General features: G+C 72.5%; 19 protein-coding genes. 12 read left to right on the forward strand and 7 right to left on the reverse strand.

Annotation, left to right across the window (positions count from 1 at the left end):
- Positions 1-91 precede the first annotated feature (91 nt).
- Complete coding sequence (locus AB3M83_RS00660; protein WP_412944418.1) at positions 92-1,453, forward strand: Nramp family divalent metal transporter; 1,362 nt, start codon at positions 92-94, stop codon at positions 1,451-1,453.
- Positions 1,454-1,462: 9 nt separating this feature from the next.
- Positions 1,463-2,107, forward strand: coding sequence for a metal-dependent transcriptional regulator (locus AB3M83_RS00665; protein ID WP_412944419.1), 645 nt, complete (start codon positions 1,463-1,465; stop codon positions 2,105-2,107).
- 58 nt (positions 2,108-2,165) lie between these two features.
- Here the strand turns inward: AB3M83_RS00665 and AB3M83_RS00670 are convergent, their stop codons facing one another.
- A complete protein-coding gene (locus AB3M83_RS00670; RefSeq protein WP_412944420.1) occupies positions 2,166-2,510 on the reverse strand; it encodes a TfoX/Sxy family protein in 345 nt (114 codons plus the stop codon).
- A gap of 83 nt (positions 2,511-2,593) precedes the next feature.
- Positions 2,594-3,547, reverse strand: a complete 954-nt coding sequence (locus tag AB3M83_RS00675; RefSeq protein ID WP_412944421.1) for an SDR family NAD(P)-dependent oxidoreductase — start codon at positions 3,545-3,547, stop codon at positions 2,594-2,596.
- Between the two features lie 120 nt (positions 3,548-3,667).
- On the opposite strand from AB3M83_RS00675, the gene AB3M83_RS00680 reads away from it, so the two are divergent.
- The gene (locus tag AB3M83_RS00680) at positions 3,668-3,817 is read left to right on the forward strand and encodes a hypothetical protein (RefSeq protein WP_412944422.1); all 150 of its coding nucleotides are present in this window, start codon (positions 3,668-3,670) and stop codon (positions 3,815-3,817) included.
- A gap of 12 nt (positions 3,818-3,829) precedes the next feature.
- Here the strand turns inward: AB3M83_RS00680 and pyrE are convergent, their stop codons facing one another.
- Entirely contained in the window at positions 3,830-4,408 is a 579-nt protein-coding gene (gene pyrE, locus AB3M83_RS00685) for an orotate phosphoribosyltransferase (protein ID WP_412944423.1), read from the reverse strand.
- 93 nt (positions 4,409-4,501) lie between these two features.
- Between pyrE and AB3M83_RS00690 the strand changes: the two genes are divergently transcribed.
- A complete protein-coding gene (locus tag AB3M83_RS00690; protein ID WP_412944424.1) occupies positions 4,502-5,344 on the forward strand; it encodes an exodeoxyribonuclease III in 843 nt (280 codons plus the stop codon).
- A gap of 22 nt (positions 5,345-5,366) precedes the next feature.
- On the opposite strand, the gene AB3M83_RS00695 is transcribed toward AB3M83_RS00690, so the two are convergent.
- Genes AB3M83_RS00695 through AB3M83_RS00705 form a run of 3 tightly spaced genes read right to left on the reverse strand, consistent with a single transcriptional unit; the run spans position 5,367 to position 7,150 of the window.
- Entirely contained in the window at positions 5,367-6,008 is a 642-nt protein-coding gene (locus AB3M83_RS00695; protein WP_412944425.1) for a dihydrofolate reductase family protein, read from the reverse strand.
- A 24-nt stretch (positions 6,009-6,032) separates the two neighbouring features.
- Positions 6,033-6,719, reverse strand: a complete 687-nt coding sequence (locus tag AB3M83_RS00700; protein ID WP_412944426.1) for a winged helix-turn-helix transcriptional regulator — start codon at positions 6,717-6,719, stop codon at positions 6,033-6,035.
- Positions 6,719-7,150: a VOC family protein gene (locus tag AB3M83_RS00705; RefSeq protein WP_412944427.1), complete on the reverse strand. Its 432-nt coding sequence runs from the start codon at positions 7,148-7,150 to the stop codon at positions 6,719-6,721. The genes AB3M83_RS00700 and AB3M83_RS00705 overlap by 1 nt, the downstream gene beginning before the upstream one ends.
- 131 nt (positions 7,151-7,281) lie before the next feature.
- Between AB3M83_RS00705 and AB3M83_RS00710 the strand changes: the two genes are divergently transcribed.
- Positions 7,282-8,526, forward strand: a complete 1,245-nt coding sequence (locus AB3M83_RS00710) for a sensor histidine kinase (protein WP_412944428.1) — start codon at positions 7,282-7,284, stop codon at positions 8,524-8,526.
- Positions 8,523-9,221 (forward strand): response regulator, encoded by a 699-nt coding sequence (locus AB3M83_RS00715; RefSeq protein WP_412944430.1) that lies wholly within the window; start codon positions 8,523-8,525, stop codon positions 9,219-9,221. The genes AB3M83_RS00710 and AB3M83_RS00715 overlap by 4 nt, the downstream gene beginning before the upstream one ends.
- Before the next feature lie 119 nt (positions 9,222-9,340).
- Here AB3M83_RS00715 and AB3M83_RS00720 read toward each other — a convergent pair whose 3' ends face one another.
- Positions 9,341-9,910, reverse strand: coding sequence for an NADPH-dependent FMN reductase (locus AB3M83_RS00720; RefSeq protein ID WP_412944431.1), 570 nt, complete (start codon positions 9,908-9,910; stop codon positions 9,341-9,343).
- 243 nt (positions 9,911-10,153) lie between these two features.
- On the opposite strand from AB3M83_RS00720, the gene AB3M83_RS00725 reads away from it, so the two are divergent.
- The 6 genes from AB3M83_RS00725 (at position 10,154) to AB3M83_RS00750 (ending at position 16,072) form a co-directional block, all read left to right on the forward strand.
- Positions 10,154-11,038, forward strand: coding sequence for an ABC transporter ATP-binding protein (locus tag AB3M83_RS00725; RefSeq protein ID WP_412944432.1), 885 nt, complete (start codon positions 10,154-10,156; stop codon positions 11,036-11,038).
- Entirely contained in the window at positions 11,035-12,129 is a 1,095-nt protein-coding gene (locus tag AB3M83_RS00730; RefSeq protein WP_412944433.1) for an ABC transporter permease, read from the forward strand. The genes AB3M83_RS00725 and AB3M83_RS00730 overlap by 4 nt, the downstream gene beginning before the upstream one ends.
- A 206-nt stretch (positions 12,130-12,335) precedes the next feature.
- Positions 12,336-12,908 (forward strand): nitroreductase family protein, encoded by a 573-nt coding sequence (locus AB3M83_RS00735; protein ID WP_412944434.1) that lies wholly within the window; start codon positions 12,336-12,338, stop codon positions 12,906-12,908.
- A gap of 115 nt (positions 12,909-13,023) precedes the next feature.
- Complete coding sequence (locus tag AB3M83_RS00740; RefSeq protein WP_412944435.1) at positions 13,024-14,208, forward strand: type III polyketide synthase; 1,185 nt, start codon at positions 13,024-13,026, stop codon at positions 14,206-14,208.
- Complete coding sequence (locus AB3M83_RS00745; RefSeq protein WP_412944436.1) at positions 14,205-14,897, forward strand: methyltransferase domain-containing protein; 693 nt, start codon at positions 14,205-14,207, stop codon at positions 14,895-14,897. The genes AB3M83_RS00740 and AB3M83_RS00745 overlap by 4 nt, the downstream gene beginning before the upstream one ends.
- 41 nt (positions 14,898-14,938) lie before the next feature.
- Complete coding sequence (locus tag AB3M83_RS00750) at positions 14,939-16,072, forward strand: FAD-dependent oxidoreductase (protein ID WP_412944437.1); 1,134 nt, start codon at positions 14,939-14,941, stop codon at positions 16,070-16,072.
- Positions 16,073-16,085: the final 13 nt, after the last annotated feature.

The following is a 16,085-nucleotide window of genomic DNA, read 5'->3' on the forward strand; positions in this document are numbered from 1 at the left end:
ACTCCCGCCGCCGCGCGCCACCGCCGCCCACCGCGGGGGACCAGACGATCTATCTTTCGGCTGACCGAAAGACCCTGCTACATTTTTCGGTATGCCGAAAGCCGCCCTCGCCCCTGCGCCCGCCCCCGGGCGGAACGCTGCCCGCCGCACCGCGTGGCTGCTCGGGCCGGCCCTGGTCGCCGGGGTCGCCTACCTGGATCCCGGCAACGTCGCCAGCAACATGACCGCGGGGGCGCGGTACGGCTACCTCCTGGTCTGGGTCGTCGTCCTCGGCAACGTCATGGCGTGGCTGATCCAGTACCTGTCGGCGAAGCTCGGCATCGTCACCGGGATGAGCCTGCCCGAGGTGCTCGGCGAACGCATCCGGAGCACCACCGCCCGTCGCGCGTACTGGCTGCAGGCCGAACTCGTCGCGATGGCCACCGATGTCGCCGAGATCATCGGCGGCGCCGTCGCGCTCTGGCTGCTGTTCGGCGTCCCGCTGCTGTGGGGCGGGGTCATCACCGGCACCGTGTCGATCGTCCTGCTGCTGATCCAGTCGCGACGAGGCGCACGCAGCTTCGAGTTCGTCATCATAGGCCTCATGGCGATCATCGCCCTGGGGTTCACCTACGGCGTCTTCATCGGTCCTCCCGAGGCATCCGGCGTCCTCGAGGGACTCCTCCCGCGCTTCGAGGGGACCGACTCGGTGCTCCTCGCCGCCTCCATCCTGGGCGCGACGATCATGCCGCACGCCATCTACGCCCACAGCGCCCTGACCCGCGACCGGTTCCGCCCGATCGCCGACCGGCCTCTCCGAACGGATGCCGTCGCCACCCCGCCCGCCACGGATGCCGCCGCGCCCGGACCGGTGAACGGCGCCGCGCCCTCGCCCGGTCCGGCGACCGCCGCCCTCCCCGACACGGCCCGCCTGCTGCGCGCGACGCGCTGGGACGTGACGATCGCTCTCGCCATCGCCGGCACCGTGAACCTCGCCATCCTGCTGCTCGCCGCCGCGAACCTCGCCGGCGTGCCCGGCACCGACAGCCTCGAAGGCGCCTACGCCGCGCTCTCGGGGGGCATCGGTCCGGTCGTCGCGACACTGTTCGCGGTCGGCCTTCTGGCCAGCGGCCTGGCCAGCACCGCCGTCGGCGCCTACGCCGGCGCCGAGATCATGCACGGGCTCCTGCGGGTGCGCATCCCGCTCCTCGCGCGCCGCCTGGTCACCCTCATCCCCGCGCTCGCGATCCTCGCGCTCGGCGTCGACCCGACGCTCGCCCTGATCCTGAGCCAGGTGGTCCTGAGCTTCGGCATCCCGTTCGCGCTCGTCCCGCTCGTCGCCCTCACCGCTCAGCGCGGCCTGCTCGGCCCGTACCGTAACCGTGCGCTCACCACGGCCGCCGGGGTCGCGGCATCCGTCTTCCTCATCGGCCTCAACGGGCTGCTCCTCTGGTTGACGTTCGCCGGCGGATAGCCTGGATCCGTGCCCGCCTCCGCGTCCGCCGTCGACGACTACCTGAAGACGATCTACCACCACACCGAGTGGCAGACGCAGCCGGTGACGCCGTCGATCCTCGCCGCCGAACTCGGCCTGGCCCCGTCGACGGTCACCGAGATGATCAAGAAGCTCGCCGCGCAGGATCTCGTCACGCACCGTCCGTACGGACCGATCTCGCTGACGGATGCCGGACGGGCACGCGCCACCGCGGTCATCCGGCGCCACCGTCTCATCGAGACCTGGCTCGTCCGGGAGTTCGGGTACGGCTGGGACGAGGTGCACGACGAGGCGGAGGTCCTCGAGCACACGATCAGCGACCGCCTGCTCGCCGGGATCGACGAGCGCCTCGGACATCCGAGGTTCGACCCGCACGGCGACGCCATCCCGGCCGCCGACGGCACCGTGGAGCGCGTCCCGTTCGTCCTGCTCGCCGAGGCGCCCGTGGGCCACACCGGCCGCGTGCTGCGGATCTCGGACCGCGACCCGGCGCTCCTCCGCTCGCTCGGTGACGTCGGCATCGACGTCGGCCACACCGTGACCGCGACGGGCCCCGACGCGGTCAACGTCGACGGCGGCGCGACGGTGCAGCTGCCCCCCGCCGGCGGTCGCGCCGTCTGGCTCACCGCCTGACGTCGGCGGCGGTCACCGCCTGACGCCGGCGGCGATCACCGCCTGACTCCGGCAGCGATCACCGCGGTCGGCGCAGCGCGGCCTCCACCCAGTGCCCCAGCCGCGAACGCTCGGGATCCAGGTCGATGTGCAGCCACCCGGCGCCCATGTCCCGATCCCGGCCCATGACGGCGCGGCGGGCGTCGGGCTCGTCCAGCATCCGGTCGTCCTCGTCGGCCGCGACGCGCACGAGAAGCGTCCGGTCCTTGTGCACGGCGACGGCCATCGCGTCGTCCACCATCACGGCGACGGCGCCGAACATCGCGACCTCGCGGATCTCGCGCCCCGGGATCAGGGTGCGGATCTCGTCCAGCACCTCGCGGACCTCGGGCGCCGCCGCGCCGCGCCCCGTCGCCTCTGCCATGTCGTCCCCTTCACCGGATGCGTCATGACTACCGCGGCGGGACGGGCGCGCGCAACCGTCGGGGGTCGCCGACGGCCGCATCGTCAGCGGATGCGGATCTTCCGGCCCCGCAGGTACGGCCACTCCGTGCGCGTCGCGTGCTCGGCGTAGTGCCACATCCGCGCGCCGACGTCGGGGTCGATCGTGACCCGCGAGGGCGTCCCCCGCTCAGGCGCCCCGGTGATGCCGTAGGCCGGCCCCCAGTACTCGCCGCCCTCCGCGTCGGCATCCACCAGCGCACGCACGGGCGCCCACGCGCCGCGCTCCTTCGACTGCGCGATCGGCGCCTGCAGCCCGCCGACGAAGCGCTTGCGCCGCGTCGGCGCGTTCACCCCGGCGATGCGCCGCGTGCGCCCGCCGAGCGAGTAGCCGGGATGTGCGACGAGGCTCGCCACCGGGACGGATGCCGCCCGCAGCCGGCGATCCGCTTCGAACCCGAGCGCCGAGGTCGCGACCTTCGACTGCACGTACGCGCGCCACGGCGTGTAGCCGTGGACGAGCTCAGGGTCCACCGGGTCCCAGGGGAAGAGTGTCGTCGAGACGGAGCCCAGCCAGACCATCCGGCCCCGTGCCGCGGCGAGCGCGGGAAGCAGCGCGCCGGCGAGCGCATAGTGACCGAGCGCGTTCGTGGCGATGACGAGCTCATGCCCGTCGAGGGTGAGCTCGCGGGTCCGCGGCGGGTGCACGATCCCGGCGTTCAGCAGCACACCGTGCAGGCCGACGCGGCCGCGGACGGTGGCCGCGGCGGAACGGATCGAACCCAGATTGCTGGTGTCGAGGGCGAGGGTCTCGAGGTCGGCATCGGGCACCTGCGCGAGCAGCGCGGCACGCGCGCGCGACAGCCGGGACGGGTTGCGGCCGCTCATGATGACGTGCGCGCCCGCGCCCGCCAATTGCAGGCACGAGAAGAATCCGAGGCCCGCGTTCGACCCGGTCACGAGGTAGCGGCGACCGCTCAGATCGGGAAGGTGTCCGGGGTCCCAGGTGTCTCGCGCCACAGTCTCGACCCTACGCTCGGCCGGCGACGCCGTCACGCGCAGCGGACGATTCGAGGGCATGCACCGGGCCGTTCCCCGCGGAAGGTGGGAGAGTGGGAGGCGACCCCCGGGGAGGACCGCATGAACGAGCTCGAGCAGAACCTGCTGTTCGCCGTCGTCACCCTGACGCTGGTGGCCTCGCTGGTCGTCGTGATCGTCCAGGCGGTGCGCCGCAGACGGGGCGGCGGGGACGACGACCGGAGCACTCCCGGGGAGGACCTCGAGCCCTGATCGCGACGCGGACTACTGCGGCTGCAGGCCCAGATCGTCGAGGTCGATCGCCGCGAGCCACGTGAGCCCCTCCGCCTCGACCGCGGCCTGCGCCCCGGTCTTGCGGTCGACGATGACGGCGACCGCGACGGGCTCGGCGCCTTCGCGGCGCAGCGCTTCGACGGCCTTCAGGGCGGACTGTCCGGTGGTCGAGGTGTCCTCGACGACGATGACCCGCTTGCCGACGACGTCCGCGCCTTCGACCTGACGACCGCGGCCGTGGTCCTTCGGCTCCTTTCGGACGACGAACGCGTCGAGCGGGCTGTCGGTGCGCGCCGATTCGTGCATGACCGCGTTGGCGATGGGGTCGGCGCCGAGGGTGAGCCCACCGACGGCGACGATCCCGTCGACGTCCCGGATCAGGTCGAGCATGATTCGGCCGATGGCGGGTGCGGCGCGGTGGTCGAGGGTGAGCTTGCGCATGTCGACGTAGTAGGACGCCTTCTTGCCGCTCGACAGGGTGAAGTCGCCGAAGAAGACGGCCTCTTCCCCGATCAGCGAGATGAGGGTCTGGCGGTCGGCTTCGAGGTCAGGCGTGGAGGCGACGGTCACGCTCCCGATTCTACGGCCGAGCGCGTCCGTCCTCCCGCGGGCGGGACGGCCCGGGGAGTCGGGCACGTCGGCGACGGCAAATAGGCTGTGAGCATGCGGCTTGCCACCTGGAACGTCAACTCGATCCGCGCTCGCGTCGTGCGCACCGTCGACTTCGCCGTGCGCGAGGGGATCGACGTGCTCGCGATGCAGGAGATCAAGTGCAAGCCCGAGCAGTTCCCCTACGAGGCGTTCGAGGAGGCCGGCTACCACGTCGAGGCGCACGGCCTCAATCAGTGGAACGGCGTCGCGATCGCGAGCCGCGAGCCGATCGAGGAGGTCGAGTACGCCTTCCCCGACATGCCCGGCTTCCTCAAGGGGCATGAGGGTCCGGATGCGCCGCAGGAGGCGCGCGCCATCGGCGCGACGATCGGCGGCGTGAAGGTCTGGAGCCTGTACGTCCCCAACGGTCGCTCGCTGGGCGACCCGCACTACCTCTACAAGCTGCACTGGCTCGAGGCGCTCCGCGGCTACACGCAGCGCACGCTTGAAGCGAGCCCGGGCCTCCCCCTCGCCCTCGTCGGCGACTTCAACATCGCGCCGACGGATGCCGACAACGGCGACCCCACCGTCGTCGAGGGCGCCACGACGCACGTGTCACCCGAGGAGCGCGCGGCGTTCCAGTCCCTCCTCGATGCAGGCCTGAGCGACACCGTGCGCCCGCTCGTTCCGACCGGCTACACCTACTGGGACTACAAGCAGCTGCGGTTCCCGCGCAATGAGGGCCTCCGCATCGACTTCATCCTCGGCTCGCCCGCGCTCGCCGACGGCGTGGTCGCCGCGGAGATCCACCGCAACGAGCGGAAGGGCGAGATCCCGAGCGATCACGTGCCCGTCGTCGTCGACATCGACCTCGCGGCCGACGAGGACGATGACGACCGTCCGATGATCTTCTGATCCGGCTCGGCCGGGGGTCCGCTCAGCGGGGGAAGTCGACCTCGTCCATGTCGCCGGTGCGCACCGGTCCGGCGGGCGCGTACCGCAGCTGCACGACGCCCTGATCGCCGACCAGCGGGGGCTCGATCAGCCGGAGCGTCGCCGGTGCGGCTCCGTCCGGGAACACCCGCCGGCCCTCGCCGAGGACCACCGGGTGGACCCACAGCCGCAGCTCGTCGTAGACCTCGGCCGCCAGCAGCGTCTGCACCAGGCCCACGCTCCCGACGACATGGATGTCGCGGTGCCGGTCGCGCAGGGCGTCGACCTCGGCGGGCACATCCGGCCCGAGCTGCACCGTGCCGGCCCACGCCGGGGTGAGGGCGGAGCGGGATGCCACGTACTTCGGCACCCGGTCGAACGTGCGGCCCACCGAGCCCGCCGGCCCGTCGGTGTGGTGGGGCCAGTAGGCGGCGAAGATGTCGTAGGTGCGGCGGCCGAGCAGCAGTGCGTCCATCGAGTCGATGTACGCGCTCACCTGCTCGCCGACCATGTCGTCGGGGAACGGCGCCTGCCAGCCGCCGAACCGGAAGCCGTTGCGGGCGTCCTCGTCGGGACCGCCCGGCGCCTGGGCGACGCCGTCGAGCGTCGTGAACAGATCGATGACGATGCGTCCTCGCGTGGTCATGATGCCTCTTTCCGTGATGAGCGCTCAGCGCGATGCGAGCGCGGGTTCGATGTGGAAGGTCGCGGCGAACCGCTCGAGCATCGCGGCATCCCCGGCGATGACGTGGACGATGCCGTCCTCGATCGCGCAGCGGGGTCCGATCTCGCCGGAGATGACCTCGCGGATGCCGGGGCCCGCCGCGATCACGACGTCCGGTTCGCCCGCAGGCCGCTCGCCGCTCGCGGGCGGCGCCGGCGGGGCGAGCTGCGCCACGCGCAGCTCGCCGTCCCGGACGGTCGCCCGCAGCGCCACGTCGCCCACGTGCAGCTCGTAGTCGCCGGGCTCCGCGGCATCCGTCCGGAACGCGGTGCGGAGCGCCATCGTGAGCGAGTCCGGGGTGACGACGTCACCCTCTTTCGGGGCGCCCATCGCCTGGAAGCCCCACCGGCCGAGCGCGAGGACGATCGGCTCGAGCTCGCGGCCGTACGGCGTCAGCTCGTACACGAGCCCGCAGTTCAGCAGCGGCACCCGCCGGACGATGCCCGCCTCCTGCAGCTCCTTCAGCCGGGCCGACAGGATGTTGGTCGGGATCCGGGCGAGCCCTTGGTTCAGGTCGGTGTAGCGTCGCGGGCCGACGAGCAGGTCGCGGATGATGAGCAGCGCCCACCGCTCGCCGACGAGCTCGACGGCCCGCGTCAGACCGCAGTACTGCCCGTAGGTCCGGGACGCCACTACTGCTGCTGCTCCTGGAGGGCTCCCGGGCCCTGCTCGGCCGCCACCGGATCCATGTGGACGAACTCGACGACGTTGCCGTCGGGGTCCTCCATGCTCCGGGAGTACATGAATCCGTAGTCCTGCGGGTCGCGCGGCTCGGTCCCGCCCGCGGCGAGCCCCTTCTCGAGCGTCGCGTCGACCTCCTCGCGTGACGGCCGGCTGAACGCGGTCAGCACCTGCGCGGTCGTCGCCGGGTCGGCGACGGTCTTGTCGGTGAACGTGCCGAAGAACTCCCGCGTCAGCACCATGAAGTAGATGTTTTCGTCCCACACGATGCAGGCGGCGTTCTCGTCGGTGAAGTTCGGATCGATGCGGCATCCGAGTGCGGTGTAGAACGCCTTCGAGCGCTCCAGGTCGGATGTCGGGATGTTGACGAAGATGTCGGTCATGATGCTCCTTCGGATCACGGCGCCGGATGGCGTGATCCGATGCTTGCAAAAAACAAGTAACGCGTCAAGACCCCTGCCGTCTCCCCCGTATGACGGATGCCGCGGAGGTCGCGGCCCCCTACCGTGGGACCATGTCCGCTTCGCCCCTGCGCCGCCAGGTCACCCCGACGGAATCCCGCCACGACGCCTGGCTGGCCGCCGGGATGCTGGTCGCGGGAATCCTCAGCACCGCGCTCGGCTCCGCCTCGGGGATCTACGGGGGCGAGCATCCCGACCTGTGGTGGGGCTTCGTGTACGCGGCCGTGCTGACGCTTCCGCTCGCCGTCCGACGCCGCTACCCGAGCACCGTCCTCGTGATCGTCTCCGGCGCCTACTTCGTCGGCGTCTCACTCCTGATCCCCGAGGTCTACGTCGGCAACGTCGCGATCTTCATCGCGATGTACACGGTCGGCGCCTGGGTGGCGGACCGGCGCCGTGCGGCGATCGCGCGGATGCTCGTCATCGTGGGCATGCTCGTCTGGCTGCTCGTGTCGATGTTCCAGTCCGCGGCGTCGGACGAAGGACTCTCGCAGGAGGGGCCGTTCTCGCCCTTCGCGGCGTTCGCGATGCTGCAGTTCCTCATCAACATCGCGTTCTTCGGCGGCGCCTACCTCTTCGGCGAGCGCGCGTACGCGAGTGCCATGCAGTACGACGCGCTCATGGAGCGCACCGCCGAGCTGGAGCGGGAGCGCGAACTGACCGCCGCGCAGGCCGTCGCCCTGGACCGCGTCCGCATCGCCCGCGAGCTGCACGACGTCGTCGCCCACCACGTGTCGGCGATGGGTGTGCAGGCGGGCGCTGCCCGCACGGTCCTGGACCGGAATCCCGACGCGGCCCGCACCGCCCTGACCGGCATCGAGACCGCCGCCCGCTCCGCCCTGACCGAGCTCCGCCAGCTGCTGGAAACGCTCCGGACGCCGGATGCCGATGCTCCGGGTGCCTCGACGCTGCGCCTCTCGGCGCTGCCCGAGCTCGTCGAGCATGCGCGGGCGAACGGGCTCCCGACGACGCTGTCCGTGGTCGGCGACCCGGTCGAGGCGTCGGAGCTCGTCCAGGTGAACCTCTACCGGATCGCGCAGGAGGCGCTCACGAACGCGCGCCGGCACGGCGGTCGCGGCGCCACGGCGGATCTGCGCGTGCGCTACGGCGACGGCGAGATCGAGCTCGAGGTCACCAACACCGGCCGCGCGCCGATCTCGGGCCGCGCGGGCCTGGGCCTCGTGGGGATGCGCGAGCGCGCCGTCGCGTCGGGCGGCACCCTCGAGGCGCGGCCCCGCGATCGCGGCGGGTTCCTCGTGCGGGCGGTCGTCCCGGTCCGCCAGGCGGTGTCCGCATGATCCGCGTGCTGCTCGTCGACGATCACGCCGTCATGCGCGCGGGCTTCCGCATGATCCTCGAGGCCGCCGGCGACATCGAGATCGTCGGCGAGGCCGGCGACGGCGCGGCCGCGATCGGCGCGGCAGCCGACCTGCGTCCGGACGTCATCTGCATGGACGTCCAGATGCCCGACATGGACGGACTCGAGGCCACCCGACGCATCGTCGCGGATCCCGCGATCGAGGCGTCCGTCGTCATCGTCACGACCTTCGACCGCGACGACTACCTGTTCCAGGCGCTCGCCGCCGGCGCGAGCGGGTTCCTGCTGAAGAACGCGGGCCCCGAGGAGCTGACCTCCGCCGTCCGCATCGCCCACGGCGGCGAGGCCCTGCTCTCCCCCACGGTGACGAAACGGGTGATCGAGCGGTTCGCCCCCGGCGGGTCGTTCGCCGACGCCGACCCGGCGATCGCGCCGGCACCCGCGGCGCACCGGACGGATGACGCCGCCGCGGCGACCGTCGCGGTGGATCTCACCGATCGCGAATCCGAGGTCCTCCGTCTGCTCGCGCAGGCGATGAGCAACGCCGAGATCGCACGCCAGCTGTTCATCGGGGAGGCCACGGTGAAGACGCACGTCTCGAACGTGCTGCAGAAGCTCGGGGCGCGCGATCGCGTCGCCGCCGTGGTCTACGCCCACCGTCACGGCCTGGCCTGACGACCGGACCGCCTCGCCCGCCGGCGCGGGCCGGCCGGTGCGCGCCGCCGGACCCGCCCGTCAGCGCCGAACGGCCCCGCTCCGAGTCGGGAGCGGGGCCGTCCGGACGAGGACCGGGCTCAGGCGCCCGCGGGGACCTTCGCGTAGCGGTCCACGAGCGCGACGAACGCGTCGAGGTACCCCGACAGGAAGCCGGCGGTCCCGGGATCGGTGACCTCGCCGGTGTCGGTGAAGACGCCCGGCAGGCTCTGGACGTAGCCCTCGGGCTGTCCGAGGGTCGGGGCGTTGAAGTGGCTCAGGATGGCCTTCAGGTGCTGCTGCGCGGCCGCGGTCGCGATGCCGCCCTGCGAGGTCCCGATGACGGCCGTGGGCTTGCCGTCGAAGGAGGCCTGGCCCCAGGGGCGCGCCGACCAGTCGAGCGCGTTCTTGAGCACGCCGGGGATCGAGCGACTGTACTCGGGCGTGATGATGATGACGCCGTCCGCGTCGGCGATCGCCTGCTTGTAGTCGAGGGCGACCTGCGGGAAGTCGGCGTCGAGGTCGGGCGAGTAGAACGGCAGGTCCTTGATCGGGATCTCGACGAGGGTCGTGCCCTCGGGTGCGAGCCGCTCGAGGGCCTTCGCGAGCTTGCGGTTGATCGAGGTCGACGAGATGCTGCCGACGATGTAGCCGATGGTGCGGTCGGTCATGGGTCCTCCAGAGTCGTGGGTGGATGCGCCGGGGGCGCCATCCCTCCGTTCAACAGCCGATCGTAAAAGAACATTCCTGCGCATACGAAATTTCGCGGGGACGGCCGCGGACGGGACGCCCCTCCCCCGCACGGCGGGCGGCGGGAATCATCCGTCAGGGGGAGGTCCGCCTCCGCTCGCCTCAATAGCGTGGAGACACGATGAGGCCGCACCACGCAGCCTCGCGACCACCAGGAGGAACGGATGCTGCACCTTCGCGGGATCACGAAGAGCTACGGCGCCCGCCGTGTGCTCGACGACGTGTCGTTCGACATCGCGCCGGGCCGGCTCACCGGCTTCGTCGGCGGCAACGGCGCGGGCAAGACCACCACGATGCGGATCATCCTCGGCGTCCTGGCGCGCGACGCCGGCGAGGTCGTCCTCGACGGCGCTCCGGTGACCGCGGCCGACCGCCGCCGGTTCGGGTACATGCCCGAGGAGCGCGGCCTCTACCCGAAGATGAAGGTGCTCGAGCACATCGTCTACCTCGCCCGCCTCCACGGCTTCAGCAAGCCGGATGCCACGACCCGGGCCACCGCGCTGCTCGAGGAGCTCGGCCTCGGCGAGCGGCTGGACGACAACGTCGAGACGCTCTCGCTCGGCAACCAGCAGCGCGCCCAGATCGCGGCGGCGCTCGTGCACGACCCGCAGGTGCTGATCCTGGACGAGCCGTTCTCGGGCCTCGACCCGATCGCCGTCGAGGTGGTCGCCCGGGTGCTGCAGACCCGCGCCGCACAGGGCACGTCGGTGCTGTTCTCGTCGCACCAGCTCGACGTCGTCGAGCGCCTCTGCGACGACCTCGTCATCATCGCCGGCGGCACCATCCGCGCCGCGGGCACGCGCGACGGTCTGCGCGAGGAGCATTCCACGCGCCGCTACGAGCTGGTCTCCGCCGGGGACGCCGGCTGGCTGCGCGCCGAGCCGGGCGTCGAGGTCATCGACTTCGACGGCGGCTACGCCCTCTTTGACGTCGATTCCGACGAGACCGCGCAGCGCGTCCTGCAGCGCGCGGTCGCCAGCGGCGCGGTCACGAGCTTCGCGCCGCGCCGCCCCACCCTCACCCAGATCTTCACGGAGGTCATCCAGTGAACGCGTCCGTCACCACCCCGTCCTTCGCACAGAGCGTCTGGCTCGTCACCGAGCGCGAGCTCGGCTCGAAGCTGCGCAGCAAGTCGTTCCTCATCTCCTCGGCGATCCTGTTCGTGATCGTCCTGGCCGGCGTCCTCTGGGGCGGCTTCGCCGCGCAGAACGAGAACCGGATCCCCATCGCGGTCACCCCCGAGACGGCATCCGCCGTCGAGGGCATGGACGGTCTCGAGGTGACGGATGCCGCCGACGCCGACGAGGCGCGCGAGCTCGTCACCGCCGGTGACGTCGATGCCGCACTGGTCCCCGGCGGCGCAGAGCCGTTCGGCTTCACCCTCGTCGGCGACGAGGACGTGCCGAGCGGGCTGGTGCAGCAGTTCAGCGTCTCGCCGGCGGTGGAGCTCCTCGCCACCGACGCCACCGACGGATTCCTCCGCTACATCGTCGCGATCGGCTTCGGGGCGATCTTCTTCGCCGCGGCGCTCACGTTCGGGTCGACCATCGCGTCGAGCGTCGTCGAGGAGAAGCAGACCCGTGTGGTCGAGCTGCTCATCTCGGCGATCCCGACCCGCGCACTGCTGGCGGGCAAGGTCATCGGCAACACGCTGCTGGCGATGGGCCAGATCATCGGCATCGCCGCGATCGCCACGGTGGGGCTGACCGTCACCGGGCAGGACATGCTGCTCGCCGGGCTCGGCGGGCCGATCGCCTGGTTCGCGGTGTTCTTCCTCTTCGGCTTCGTCCTGCTCGCGGCGCTGTTCGCCGCGGCGGGGGCGATGGTGTCACGCCAGGAGGACATCGGCGCGACGATCACGCCGCTCACCTACCTCGTGATGGCGCCGTACTTCCTCGTCATCTTCTTCAACGACAACCCCCTGGTGCTGACGATCATGTCGTACGTCCCGTTCTCGGCTCCGGTGGGGATGCCGGTGCGCATCTTCGTCGGCGAGGCGCAGTGGTGGGAGCCGCTCCTGTCGCTCGCGGTCATGCTCGCCGCCTGCGTCGCGGCGATCCTCATCGGCGCGAAGATCTACGAGAACTCGCTCCTGCGCATGGGCGCCCGGGTCAAGCTGCGCGAGGCCCTCGCCGGCTGAGCCGCATCCCCCGCACGGAACCGCCCCGTCCCCCGGCCGAACCGGGAGGCGGGGCGTCCGCGTGCCCCGTCGACCGGCGACGGATCGACCCCACGGCCCCGGTCCGCGCCGCCGGAAGGAGGGGGCTGTCAGAGACCACGCATCCGCGCTGGGGTTGAATGGAGGAGCGCCTCTCGCGCGCTCCCCTCCCCCATCGAAGGATTCTCATGCTCGACCGCGCCGCCACCACCGACACGCCGATCCTGGATGTGCTCACGGAGCGATGGAGCACGCGCATCTTCGATGCGGCCACCCCGATCGACGAGGACGCCCTCGCGGCCGCGCTGGAGGCGGCCCGGTGGGCGCCGTCCGCCTCGAACACGCAGCCGTGGCGGTTCATCGTCGCGCGCCGCGGCTCGGCGTCGCACGCGAAGATCGTGGACGCGCTCATCGGGTTCAACCAGGCATGGGCGGCCGACGCCGCAGCCCTCGTGGTGTTCGTGGCGACGAGCGAGTTCGAGGGCACGCCGATGCGCTGGGCCGCCTACGACGTCGGTCAGGCGGCGGCGCACTTCACCGTGCAGGCGCACGCCGCCGGTCTCGCGACGCACCAGATGGGCGGCTTCGACGCCGACGACCTCGCGGCGTCCTTCTCGCTGGCTCCGGACCTGCGACCCCTGACCGTGACCGCCGTCGGCACGCTCGGTGACTTCGCCTCCGCTCCGGAGCAGATGAGGGAGCGCGAGAGCGCGCCCCGCACCCGGCGGCCGGTCGGCGACTCCGTCCTCATCGACGACTGAGTCCCGCGGCACCGGATCGCCGGCGCCCGCCGGCGGCACCGCCGCACCATAGACGACGCGAACGCGCCGGAACAGGGGCGGCCGGCACCTCCCCGGGAACGGTTACGGTGAGGAAATGACCACCCGTCTGCTGTCGATCGGCACCGCCGTGCCTCCGGCCCGCCTGCAGCAGGCCGCTGTGCGCGACCTGTTCGCCTCTCAGCCCGGCACCGACCGGTTGACGAAGCGCCTGATCGGTGCCGCTTTCGATGCCTCCGCCATCTCGACCCGGCACACCGTGCTCGACGATCTCGCGGCGGCAGCCGAACGCGGCGCCGCGGGCGTGCCGTCCCCGGGCGACGACGGCGCGACGAGCGCGCCCGCGGACGGCACCGTCGGGGACGCCGTCGAGCGGATGCCGGTCGTCACGGATGCCGGCGCCCTCCTCGCGCCGTCGACCGGCACGCGCAACGACGCCTACATCCGCCTTGCGCCGCCGCTGTTCGCCGAAGCGGCACGGAGGGCGCTGGCTGCGGCAGCCGTCGACGCCGCCGACGTGACGCACGTCGTGACGGTGTCGTGCACCGGGATGTTCGCGCCCGGTCCCGACTACCGGCTCGTCCGCGACCTCGGGCTCAGCACACGGGTCGAGCGCTACCACCTGGGCTTCGTCGGCTGCGCGGCCGCGCTCCCGGGCCTCCGCACGGCCGCACGCATCTGCGGCTCGGATCCCGACGCCGTCGTCCTCGTCGTCTGCGCCGAGCTCTGCTCGCTCCACTTCCGGACCCCGGCCGACCACGATCAGATCGTCGCGGCCTCCGTCTTCGCGGACGGCGCCGCCGCCGCCGTCGTCAGCGCCGACCCGGCCCGGCGCGGTGAGGCGTGGTTCGACATCGACCGCTTCGGCACGGCGCTCACCAGCGACGGAGAGCGGGACATGGCCTGGACGATCGGCGACGAGGGGTTCGAGATGGTCCTCTCCGCCGAGGTGCCCCGCATCATCGGGCGCGAGATCCAGGGCGCCGTGGCGCAGTTCCTCGAAGGCGACGCGGTCGACGCGTGGGCGGTGCATCCGGGTGGCCGGAGCGTGCTGGACCGCGTCGAATCCGGTCTCGATCTCCCCGACGGCGCCCTCGACGCGTCTCGCGCCGTGCTCCGCGACTACGGCAACATGTCGAGCGCCACGATCCTCTTCATCCTGAAGTCGTTCCTCGAGGGCCGTGCCCTGACGGCGGACGATCGGCTCGCCACGCTCGCGTTCGGCCCCGGGCTGACCCTCGAGGCCGTCCTGCTGACCTACGGCCGGAACGGCGGCGCATGAGCCTGGCCGTCCGCGCCACCGACCTGCGCGAGCTGATGGACGACCCCGACTGCGATCCGGACCGTCTCGCTGCGACGCTGCGCCGATTCGACCTCGTCAACCGGGCGATCGGCGGGTGGGGCCGCGTCTGGCGCCGGCACCTCGCGTCCGCGCTGGGGTCCCTCGGCCGTCCGGCGCGGGTCCTCGATGTCGGCAGCGGCGGCGGGGACGTCGTCGCGCGCCTCGCCGAACTCGCCGAGCGGGACGGTCTGGAGGTCGAATGGCTGGGCATCGATCCGGACCCGCGCGCGCTGGCGGTCGCCCAGGAGCGTGCCCGCCCGGGCGTGTCCTTCGCCTGCACGGACGCCGCGGGCCTCGCGGCAACCGGAGCGCGCTTCGACGCCGTGCTGTCGAACCACGTCCTGCACCACCTGTCCGATGCCGAGCTGCCGGGGTTCATCGCCGAGACCACCGCCCTGTCGAGCGGGCCCGTCCTGCACGCCGACATCGCCCGCGGCCGGCTCCCCTATGCCCTCTACGGCGTCGGGATCACCGCGCTGGAGCGCGGGACGTTCCTCCGGACCGATGGGCTGCGCTCCATCCGCCGAAGCTATCGTCCCGACGAGCTGCAGCGGACGCTCGGGCCGCGCTGGCGCGTCGTGAGCCCGGTGCCGTTCCGGCTGCTGGCGATCGGCGACGGCGGTGCCTGACCGCCGCGGCCGGCGGTCGATGCTCACTCGAGGAAACGCCGGTGCCTGAGGTCATCGTCGTGGGGGCGGGTCCCGTCGGAACCCTGCTGTCCGCAGAGCTCGCCCGGGCCGGCGTCGACGTCGAGGTCTGGGAACGGCGCCCGGAGCGCGGCGGCGGGTCGCGGGCGATCGGCCTGCACGCGACGACGCTCACCGCCCTCGAGGCGGGCGGCGCCACCGACCGCCTCCTCGCGGGAGCGGTCCGGGTCCGCCGCGGCGAGGCCCGCAGCGGCGGGCGCCTTCTCGGCACGGTCCGGTTCGACCGGCTCGACACCCGGCACCCGTACGTCGCGACGCTGCCGCAGGCGGCGACCGAGGCGGCGCTGTCGGTCGGCGCGCCGGCGGCTGAACGCGGTGTCCGGGTCACCGGCATCCGTCCCGACGGCGACGGCGTCACCGTGACGGCGGCCGACAGAGAGGGCCGCGCCCCGATCGTGGTGGTCGCCGCGGGTGTCGGTGCACGCGACCTCGTGTACCGGCCCGGCGCGCCGGCTCGCACCGCGTACCCCGACCGCTATCTGATGACGGATGCGGCGCTCCCCCCGCGGCCCGATGCCGAGACCGCGCTCGTGCACCTCGCGCCGGGCGGCGTCCTCGAGTCCTTCCCGCTGCCCGACGGGCACCGGCGATTCGTGGCGTGGGATGCCGGCGGCTCGGACGAGCCCCGAGCACGGCTCGATCGGCTCCGGACCGCGCTGCGGGAGCGCGGCGAGGCGGCGGCCGCCGACTCGATCGCGGAGGCGTCCTCGTTCGCGGTCCGGCGCGTGCTGGCACCCGCCATGCGACGGGGGCGCCTGTGCGTGATCGGCGACACCGCCCACGAGATCAGCCCGATCGGCGGTCAGGGACTGAACCTCGGGCTCCTGGACGCCGCCACCCTCGCCCCGCTGCTGATCAGGTGGCTGCGCACCGGCACCGAGCCGTCGGGCTCGCTCGGACGCTGGGAACGGGAGCGGCTGTCGTCCGCGCGGACGGCGGGCCGCCTGGGCGCCGTCAACATGCGTCTCGGCCGCCCGCTCGGAGCCGCCGCCCACGGTGTGATGACGCGGAGCCTCGGAACCGTTCTCGCCGCGACCGGGTCGCTCGTGCCGCGGGCGTACGCCATGGGCTTCGACGCGGCCGCCCGGCGACGGTAGGCCCGCGAGGTCA

Origin of the sequence: Microbacterium pasadenense (assembly GCF_047246565.1) — a bacterium.
GTDB lineage: Bacteria > Actinomycetota > Actinomycetes > Actinomycetales > Microbacteriaceae > Microbacterium.

What these genes read in the sequence shown, in the direction of transcription:
- AB3M83_RS00660 (WP_412944418.1), top strand. Translation starts at nt 92, where the DNA reads ATGCCGAAAGCCGCCCTCGCCCCTGCGCCCGCCCCCGGGCGGAACGCT.
- AB3M83_RS00670 (WP_412944420.1), bottom strand. Translation starts at nt 2,510, where the DNA reads ATGGCAGAGGCGACGGGGCGCGGCGCGGCGGCGCCCGAGGTCCGCGAG.
- AB3M83_RS00680 (WP_412944422.1), top strand. Translation starts at nt 3,668, where the DNA reads ATGAACGAGCTCGAGCAGAACCTGCTGTTCGCCGTCGTCACCCTGACG.
- AB3M83_RS00690 (WP_412944424.1), top strand. Translation starts at nt 4,502, where the DNA reads ATGCGGCTTGCCACCTGGAACGTCAACTCGATCCGCGCTCGCGTCGTG.
- AB3M83_RS00695 (WP_412944425.1), bottom strand. Translation starts at nt 6,008, where the DNA reads ATGACCACGCGAGGACGCATCGTCATCGATCTGTTCACGACGCTCGAC.
- AB3M83_RS00705 (WP_412944427.1), bottom strand. Translation starts at nt 7,150, where the DNA reads ATGACCGACATCTTCGTCAACATCCCGACATCCGACCTGGAGCGCTCG.
- AB3M83_RS00710 (WP_412944428.1), top strand. Translation starts at nt 7,282, where the DNA reads ATGTCCGCTTCGCCCCTGCGCCGCCAGGTCACCCCGACGGAATCCCGC.
- AB3M83_RS00715 (WP_412944430.1), top strand. Translation starts at nt 8,523, where the DNA reads ATGATCCGCGTGCTGCTCGTCGACGATCACGCCGTCATGCGCGCGGGC.
- AB3M83_RS00720 (WP_412944431.1), bottom strand. Translation starts at nt 9,910, where the DNA reads ATGACCGACCGCACCATCGGCTACATCGTCGGCAGCATCTCGTCGACC.
- AB3M83_RS00725 (WP_412944432.1), top strand. Translation starts at nt 10,154, where the DNA reads ATGCTGCACCTTCGCGGGATCACGAAGAGCTACGGCGCCCGCCGTGTG.
- AB3M83_RS00735 (WP_412944434.1), top strand. Translation starts at nt 12,336, where the DNA reads ATGCTCGACCGCGCCGCCACCACCGACACGCCGATCCTGGATGTGCTC.
- AB3M83_RS00740 (WP_412944435.1), top strand. Translation starts at nt 13,024, where the DNA reads ATGACCACCCGTCTGCTGTCGATCGGCACCGCCGTGCCTCCGGCCCGC.
- AB3M83_RS00745 (WP_412944436.1), top strand. Translation starts at nt 14,205, where the DNA reads ATGAGCCTGGCCGTCCGCGCCACCGACCTGCGCGAGCTGATGGACGAC.